Origin of the sequence: Bacillus sp. GbtcB10, assembly GCF_019091365.1 — a bacterium.
Lineage (GTDB): Bacteria > Bacillota > Bacilli > Bacillales > Bacillaceae > Bacillus > Bacillus altitudinis.
Genome location: NZ_JAGXJP010000186.1, coordinates 1 through 266 on the forward strand (window position 1 = coordinate 1; position 266 = coordinate 266).

The window sequence follows — 266 nt, forward strand, 5'->3', positions numbered from 1 at the left end:
TCAATATACGCATTTGCATCTTGTAGTTGCTCTTCACTTACAATGCTCGGTGTAATTGCTTGACTTGCAGGTGTATACAGCGGCGTAATAAGCCCGATTATTATTTGTACGACATACACATGCCATACTTCTATACTGTTAGTAAGTAACATGACTAATGGCAGTAAGAAAACCGAAGCCCGCATCCATTGCGAAAAAATCATAATCCACTTCCGGCTCCATTTATCAATAAATGGGCCACTTATTAGTTGTAGTATAAGAGATGG

At 39.1% G+C, this 266-nt stretch carries 1 protein-coding gene; it reads right to left on the reverse strand.

Annotated features, from left to right (window positions below):
- Nucleotides 1-266 (reverse strand): MFS transporter (locus tag KVT11_RS20050; RefSeq protein WP_217609168.1); only part of this gene is annotated, 266 nt, incomplete at both ends.